Source organism: Gemmatimonadota bacterium (genome assembly GCA_016209965.1).
In the GTDB taxonomy this organism is placed as follows: domain Bacteria; phylum Gemmatimonadota; class Gemmatimonadetes; order Longimicrobiales; family RSA9; genus JACQVE01.
In genome coordinates, this window is record JACQVE010000113.1 from 1 (window position 1) to 6,763 (window position 6,763).

The window sequence follows — 6,763 nt, forward strand, 5'->3', positions numbered from 1 at the left end:
ATGCCGGCACCGAGCACGGCGTCTATGCGTCCTTCGACGATGGGGCGAACTGGCAATCCCTGCAGCTCGACCTGCCCGACGTGCAGGTGCCGGACCTGGTGGTCGAGGAGAACGACCTCGTGATCGCAACGCACGGCCGCTCCTTCTACGTGCTGGACGACGTTGCGCCGCTGCGCCAGCTCTCGGCCCAGGTCGCGCGTGCGAAGGTGCACCTCTACGACCCCGTGGACCCGGTGCGTGGCGTGGACCAGGGCGTGGCCGTCTACTACTACCTGAAGGATTCGGCGCAGAAGGTGACGCTCGAGTTCCTGGACGCGCAGGGCGGCCTGATCCGCTCTTTCACCGGCACACCGGCGGACACAGTGCGGCGCGAGGGGGAGGAGGACGAGGACGCTCGCTTCCGGCCGCGCGACCCGAGCGTGCCCGTCAAAGCGGGCATGCACCGCTTTCTCTGGGATCTGCGCTACCCCGGGATCGTGGATTTTCCGGGCATGATCCTGTGGTCCGCGAGCACGCGCGGGCCGCGCGCCGCGCCCGGCAAGTATCAGGTCCGCCTGACCGTGGACGGCCAGCCGCCCCAGACGCAGTCCTTCGAGGTACTGAAGGACCCCCGCCTCTCGGACGTAGCCCTCTCCGAACTCGAGGAGCAGTTCCGCCTGGCCCTGCGCATCCGGGACAAGGGCACGGAAGCGAATCAGGCGGTGCTGCTGATCCGGGGCATCAAGGCGCAGGTGGACGAGCGCGTGAAGCAGGCCGAAGATGCCGAGCTGACGGGCGCAGGTGAGGGGCTGAAGACGCGGCTGGGCGCGGTCGAGGAGCAGATCTATCAGGTCCGCAACCAGAGCAACCAGGACCCGCTCAACTTCCCCATCCGCCTGAACAACAAGATTGCAGCACTGCTGGGCGTGGTGGAGAGCGCCGAGGCCAGGCCCACGGACCAGGCCCATGCGGCCTTCAACGATCTCTCCGCACGGCTGGACACGGAGCTGGCCCGCCTCAATGCCGTGATCGAAGGCGACATGGCCCGCTTCAATGACCTGCTGCGCGCGCGCGGGCTGCCGCCCGTCGAGCGCAAGCCGCTCGAGCCGGAGCGGAGGGTAGCGGAGGAGTAAGCGGCGTCAGCGTTAGTGGCCGGATTGGCCCAAGCCGGCCAGTTGGCTCGGAGCGGCAGCGATCTCGCTCGAGATCAATGATTGCGGGCCGTGCGCTTCCTCCGAGCCCGCCCAGCCGCCGCACGCACGGTCGCGATATCCCTGCCCAGATCCTCGAGATCATACTGCGGCGCGATCTTCTTGCGACGCAGGTAGTCCAGCATCCGCCACAGCGAGACCCTCGCCTCTTCCGACGCTTTCCCGAGCGTGAGCTCGCCCTCGCCGTATTTCCGGGCATAGAAGTTCAGCTTCCACTCCTCGAGCGCAGTTGCGAGAAGTTTCCGAATCGCCGTCGCGCGATCCGTCTGCTCCACCTGCTCGACCAGCTCGAGATCCCGTACCAGATCCTCGGGCAGGCGTGAGGCCACGGCTCGTTCTTTCTTCATCTCAACTCCTTGGCCCTGGTAAGCACTGCCGCGACCACCTCCGGTGAAAGCCACAGCACGCCCGTAAGATCGCGAACCACCTCCTCTAGTGCCTCGCGGTCCAGGTGCCTTCGCACGTACGCTTCCAGAATCACTCCTACTGTGCCCAGGTATTGCAAGCCCATTCTATCCGCCACGATTCGCGCTGCCTTGTCGTCAACAATCACCAGCAGCTTTCGATGGCTGGCGAGGCAGAGAGCCTCGGCTTCCCCGCCGCCGAGCCGGGTCTCCTCAACGAGCTGGTGGATCAATTCCCTCTCCGCGGCGCCGGGTTCGACTTCGCGGATCCACCCAGCCGTCATCGCCTCCGCCACTCGTCTGGTGCCCGTCGGATCTGGCGACATGCCGCGCTCCACGACTTCCTCCCGAACGCGTGGCCCGACCAGAACCTGTCCGTAGAGCGCCCTCAGCAACTCCAGTCGGTCCGTCTTGGCGAGCACGATCAAGGGCGAGGCGTCTCCAACGACCAATTCGCCTCCTCAGTAGCCAGCTCTGGGCGCCGGGACCCGCGCGATCTTCGCAGCTCGGCTACGGGGCCACGGGCGAAGGAATGTTAACAAATGCTGCGATTGAAAACAAGGGAGCGCGAGTCGCCACAACGCCCGCTCAGGAGGCGGTAACCGGGGCACCATGAGTTTTCCCTGGCCTCCCTCGCCCTCAAAAGTTGGGGCGAGTGTTCGAGCTGCCTGAACGGTAAGGGCGGACCCTCACGGGCCTATCACGGCCGGATCACGGCAGGGCGGTTTTGGCTTGGTACGCGGGGAAGGTTGCTCTTGCGGCCGGGCCGCGCCCGGGCGACTTTGCTTCGGAGCGGTTCAGTGTAGCGTGGCTGAGTGCCCCGAGCGGCTGCCGGAGGCCGGTTCGCACCTGCTGCGGGCAGTGCCGCGTCCCGTTTTCCTGCCCCTGAGCGCGGCAGAGCAGTGCACGCCGCTGAGGGAGCCGCATGAGCACCCGCCTCATCACGCTGGGATCGCTGCACTGTTCCGCTGGGCGACATCGAGCTCCCGGTGCTGGTGGGCCAGCCGCAGCGTCTCGCCCTGCTCGTCTACCTGGCTGTCGAGCAAGAAACCACGCGCGATGCGGTCATGGCCGTTTTCTGGCCGGAGACCGATGCGGAGCACGCCCGCCACGCGCTGAGCCAGGCGTTGTATGTCTTGCGCCACCCGTTCGGTGAGGAGTGGCTACGTGCCGAGGGGGAGCGGCTGTCGGTGACTGCCGCTCGAGGTGGACGCTGTCCGCTTCGCGGCCGCGGCCGAAGCCGGAGAGTTAGAGGCGGCGGTGGGCCTCTACGGCGGCGGGTTTCTCGAGGGACATTACCTGGCCGGGACGCAGCCCTTCGAGAGCTGGGTCGAAGGCCAGCGCGCCCGGCTCTCGAGCCTGCACCGCGCCGCCTGCCGGGAGCTGGTACAGGCGCTGCAGGCGCTCGAGATCGCTCATGTCACCGAGCCGGGGAACCGCATCAACACCCATTCGGATCCCGTCTGGGACCCGATCCGCTCCCAGCCCGGCTTCATCCGCCTGCAGCGCCAGGCGCAGGCCCCGAGCCTGGCGGGCGGCTCCGCACCTTCCCAAAGCTCTGCGCGCAGGCGGCGGGGTTAAGCGCTCGTGCTGCGCCTCGAACAACGCGGCCATGCCGTGCGGTTTCCTGTGCGCGCAGTGCCGCGGTCATCGCGTAGCGAGCTAGCAGGGCGGCAAGGCGACGCGGTCAAAGTCCGCCTGGCGGCGCCAGCGGTGGAGGGCTCGGCGAACCGGGAGCTGGTCCGGTTCCTGGCGGAAGTGCTCGGAGTGCCCCGCTCCGCCGTGCGCATCGTGAGCGGGGAGCGGGCGCGCAGCAAGGTCATCGAGGTCGAGGGCATCGACGTCGCAGCGGCGCGCCGCGCGCTGGGCGGCTGAGCTGCTCCCGCTTGGGGGCGTGAGCTTTCCTGTGCCCAGGCTGCTTTTCATCTTCGTCGACGGTGTAGGCCTGGGCTCTGGGGACGGGGCAGTGAACCCGCTGGTCGGCGCCAGGCTACCCGTCCTTCAGGAACTGCTGGAGGGCGGGCGGCCGCTCGCCGCCTTCGCCCTGTTCCAGGGCGGGCGCGCCAGCCTGGCGGGGCTGGATGCGGGGCTGGGTGTGCCAGGGCTGCCCCAGAGCGGAACGGGCCACGCCGCGCTGCTCACGGGAGAGAATGCGCCGCGGCTCTTCGGCCGCCATTTCGGGCCCTGGGTTCCTACGGCGTTGCGGCCGCTGGTCGAGCGCCGGAGCTTTCTGGTGCAGGCGCTGGCCGCGGGTCGCCGGGTCGCCCTCGCCAACGCTTACCCGGAGGAGCTGGTGGCCGCGGCCGGCGCCGCCGGCGGGCCTGCTCGACTGCCCCTCCCGGCCCGCACGGGGCCGTTCCTGGCCGCGCGGGCCGCCGGGCTGCTCACCCGTCACACCGCCGAGCTGGCGAGGGGCGAGGCGGTGGCCAGTGAGATCACCAACGACGGCTGGATCGAGCACCTGGTGCGGATCGCCGTCCCGCGTCTCTCCCCGGCGCAGGCCGGTCGTAACCTCGCCCGCATCACCTCACGGCACGACCTCACCTTTTTCGCCCACTACGCCACCGACCATGCCGGCCATCGCCGCAGCCTCGCCGAAGCCAGGGCTGCGCTGGAGCGGGTGGACGCGTTCCTGGGCGGCGTGCTTGAGGAGCTGCCCGCCGACTGCCTGCTGCTGGTGGCCAGCGATCACGGCAACATCGAGGACATCCGGACCGGCCACACGCGCAATCCGGCGCTGGCGCTCGTGGTGGGGCCGGGGCACCGGGAATTCGCAGTGAGGCTCCGGGATTTGTTGGATGTGGCGGGGGCGGTGCTCGACTATCTCGACGGGGGCATGCCGCAGGGAGCGAGGGGGAGCTGAGATGGTGAGCTAAGGGAGGACGAGATCCGGGCGCCGAAGGGGGCTGGGTGTTCGGGTACGGGTAACGGGTACGGGTACGGAGTTTAGACTTCTCGGTGGGCGAAGCTCAGGGCAGCAAAGCCCAGCATCACCAGAGCGTAGCCCGCGGCGTAGGCGAAGGCGTCCCAGGGGATGGGCTGCACCCGGGCGAAGGCGCCCTCGAGGCGGAAGAGCGCGGCCTGCGGCGGCAGCACAAAGCTGATGAAGTCCTGCACGCCGGCGGGTATGGCCAGCGCCTGGGCGCGCCGCAGCGCGTCCCAGACCAGGGCGAGGATGGCGAGGAGCAGGGCGATCCAGGCGTCGCCGCGTGTCCAAACGGATAGCAGGGCGGTCAGGCTGCCATACACCAGGATGTAGGCGGCGATGAGCACCAGAGTGGCTGGTCCAGCCCACTCCCCGAGCAGGAGCAGGTCAAAGCCGGGGAGCAGCAGGGCGCAGATCAGGAAGGCCTGGAGTCCGAGAACGGCGAGGCGAGTGGCGTAGAGGCGCAGGGGGGAGACGGGGCGCACGTAGAAGAGCCGGGCGTGGCCGTCGGCCCGTTCGCCGCTGACCAGGCCAGCCACCAGCACGAGGGTGGCGATGAGCGGGAAGTGGCCGAGCAGCCAGCCCAGGAGTAGCAATGCGGAGACGAGCGGGTATCCGCCCACCAGGAAGAGGCGGTCGATCTCGACGCCGCCGTGCTCGGCGCCCACCAGCAGCCGGGCGGCGGCACCGGCGGCCAGGAAGAGGGCGGCGAATGCCAGGAGCGCCAGAATCCGCCGCTGCGCGGCCCGCAACGTAAGTCCCACTATAGCCAGCTCGCTCATGAGCCCTTCACCCCTCTGCGCAGCGCGCGCTCGACCCGGGCCTCGAGCGGCTCCTCGACCGGCCGCGCGGAGACGAGCACGCCCCCGGCCGAGAGGAGCGCGGCCAGCCGCTGGCTCAGGTCCTTCGGGTCACCGACGGCCACGATGTACGCCGCCGCCTCGCCCTCGAGCGGCTCGGAGCCGGGAAAGATCTGGGCCATGCCGCTCACGGGAGAGGCCAGCTCGAGGCGGTAGCGTTGCGGGCCGGCCGGCGCTGCCGCCGGCATGATCTCCTGGACTCGGCCGCCATCCAGCAATACTACCGTTTGCGCCAGCCGCTCCACCTCGGCCAGGTCGTGGCTGGACAGCAGAACGGTAGCGCCCCCCGAACGACGTTCTTCCAGCAGGCTGCGGAACCGGATACGCCAGAGCGGGTCCAGGCCCTCGGTGGGCTCGTCCAGCACCATCAGCTCGTGTTCCGCCAGCAGCGCCTGCGCCAGCCCCAGCCGCTGCAGCAGCCCGCGGGAGAGGGTGCGAACGGCTCGATGCGCGTAACCCGTCAACTCCAGGCGCTCCATCACCTCGTCCGCGCGGCGGCGCGCCCGTGCGCGTGACAGCCCCTCGAGGCGAGCCAGGGAGCGGAGCGCCGGCAGGACCCGCCACTCGCCGGGCAGCCGGAAGCGCTCCGGCAGGTAAGCGGCCCCGTGGCGCCGCAGGTAGCGGCGGGGTGGCAGCCCGCGGATCCGGACCATTCCGTCACTGGGGTGCAGGAAGCCCAGCAGCACCGCAAACAGCGTGGTCTTGCCTGCGGCGTTGGGTCCCACCACAGCCCAGGTCTCGCCGGCCGGGATCGCCAGGGTCACTTCCCGCAGCGCCTGCACCACCCGTGCGGCCCGCCCCGGGAGCGGGGGCGAGGAGAAGCGTTTGCTGACGGAATCGAATTCAATCACGCCTCTATGCTAGTTCGCCTAGGTCTCACCAAAGTTCACAAACCGGTCACCTTTTGTCACGCCGCGATGAGCCCCCGGTGGACGAAGTCTTCAAGTGCGTGGTCGAGCCGACGCCAGGCGGTGGCCAGAGGATGGCGAGCCACGAGACGTTCCGGTAGCTGCGGGTCGAGTAGGACCAATCCCGGCGCCAGGACTCGGGCGTACGTCTTCGTGAACAGCACAGCGACGCGGCGACCGTGGGCAGTGAGTTGATAGCGGTTCGAGCGCTGGACTTTGGCGATGAGCCCCTTTCGTCGGAGTCGGCGCAGATCGTACGTCGCCTGGCGTCCAGTGTAGGGCGCAGCGAGCAGGGCGCAGGTTCTGTCCACGAGTTGACGGTTGGTGAAGCCCTGCAGGAGGTGGCAGAAGCCCACCATGGCGGCGAAGAGCGCCATGACCCGTGGGTCGCCGAAGCGAAGCGCCGGGGCGTGTTGACCGTCGTCGGTAAGGGACGGTCGGGTCACCTGCTCAAAGGTGGCCACGTCGGGTGCCG

The 6,763-nt window shown here is 69.3% G+C and carries 10 protein-coding genes; 4 read left to right on the top strand and 6 right to left on the bottom strand.

Annotated elements, in window-relative coordinates; translation table 11 throughout:
* On the top strand, positions 1-1,112 hold a 1,112-nt coding region (locus HY703_04775), incomplete at its 5' end, for a glycosyl hydrolase (GenBank protein MBI4544488.1).
* Between the two features lie 74 nt (positions 1,113-1,186).
* On the opposite strand, the gene HY703_04780 is transcribed toward HY703_04775, so the two are convergent.
* From HY703_04780 to HY703_04790, 3 genes are all read right to left on the bottom strand, one after another.
* A complete protein-coding gene (locus HY703_04780) occupies positions 1,187-1,537 on the bottom strand; it encodes a UPF0175 family protein (protein ID MBI4544489.1) in 351 nt (116 codons plus the stop codon).
* Positions 1,534-2,046: a hypothetical protein gene (locus HY703_04785; protein MBI4544490.1), complete on the bottom strand. Its 513-nt coding sequence runs from the start codon at positions 2,044-2,046 to the stop codon at positions 1,534-1,536. Before HY703_04785 ends, HY703_04780 begins: the two co-directional genes overlap by 4 nt.
* 489 nt (positions 2,047-2,535) lie before the next feature.
* Positions 2,536-2,739: a hypothetical protein gene (locus HY703_04790; protein ID MBI4544491.1), complete on the bottom strand. Its 204-nt coding sequence runs from the start codon at positions 2,737-2,739 to the stop codon at positions 2,536-2,538.
* A gap of 61 nt (positions 2,740-2,800) precedes the next feature.
* Between HY703_04790 and HY703_04795 the strand changes: the two genes are divergently transcribed.
* Genes HY703_04795 through HY703_04805 form a run of 3 tightly spaced genes read left to right on the top strand, consistent with a single transcriptional unit; the run spans position 2,801 to position 4,457 of the window.
* Positions 2,801-3,175 carry a hypothetical protein gene (locus HY703_04795; GenBank protein MBI4544492.1) on the top strand — a complete coding sequence of 125 codons (375 nt, stop codon included), beginning with the start codon at positions 2,801-2,803 and terminating at the stop codon, positions 3,173-3,175.
* A 6-nt stretch (positions 3,176-3,181) separates the two neighbouring features.
* A complete protein-coding gene (locus HY703_04800; GenBank protein MBI4544493.1) occupies positions 3,182-3,469 on the top strand; it encodes a DUF167 domain-containing protein in 288 nt (95 codons plus the stop codon).
* A 31-nt stretch (positions 3,470-3,500) separates the two neighbouring features.
* A complete protein-coding gene (locus tag HY703_04805) occupies positions 3,501-4,457 on the top strand; it encodes an alkaline phosphatase family protein (GenBank protein MBI4544494.1) in 957 nt (318 codons plus the stop codon).
* Positions 4,458-4,540: 83 nt separating this feature from the next.
* Here the strand turns inward: HY703_04805 and HY703_04810 are convergent, their stop codons facing one another.
* From HY703_04810 to HY703_04820, 3 genes are read right to left on the bottom strand one after another with little or no spacing between them, the layout of a single operon-like run.
* A complete protein-coding gene (locus tag HY703_04810) occupies positions 4,541-5,302 on the bottom strand; it encodes a hypothetical protein (GenBank protein MBI4544495.1) in 762 nt (253 codons plus the stop codon).
* Entirely contained in the window at positions 5,299-6,231 is a 933-nt protein-coding gene (locus HY703_04815) for an ABC transporter ATP-binding protein (protein MBI4544496.1), read from the bottom strand. The genes HY703_04810 and HY703_04815 overlap by 4 nt, the downstream gene beginning before the upstream one ends.
* Positions 6,232-6,287: 56 nt before the next feature.
* On the bottom strand, positions 6,288-6,752 hold the full coding sequence (locus HY703_04820; GenBank protein ID MBI4544497.1) for a hypothetical protein: 465 nt from the start codon (positions 6,750-6,752) through the stop codon (positions 6,288-6,290).
* Between the last annotated feature and the right edge of the window lie 11 nt (positions 6,753-6,763).

Bases quoted from the DNA above. Each gene is read 5' to 3' on its own strand.
- HY703_04810 (MBI4544495.1), bottom strand. From the start codon at position 5,302: ATGAGCGAGCTGGCTATAGTGGGACTTACGTTGCGGGCCGCGCAGCGG.
- HY703_04780 (MBI4544489.1), bottom strand. From the start codon at position 1,537: ATGAAGAAAGAACGAGCCGTGGCCTCACGCCTGCCCGAGGATCTGGTA.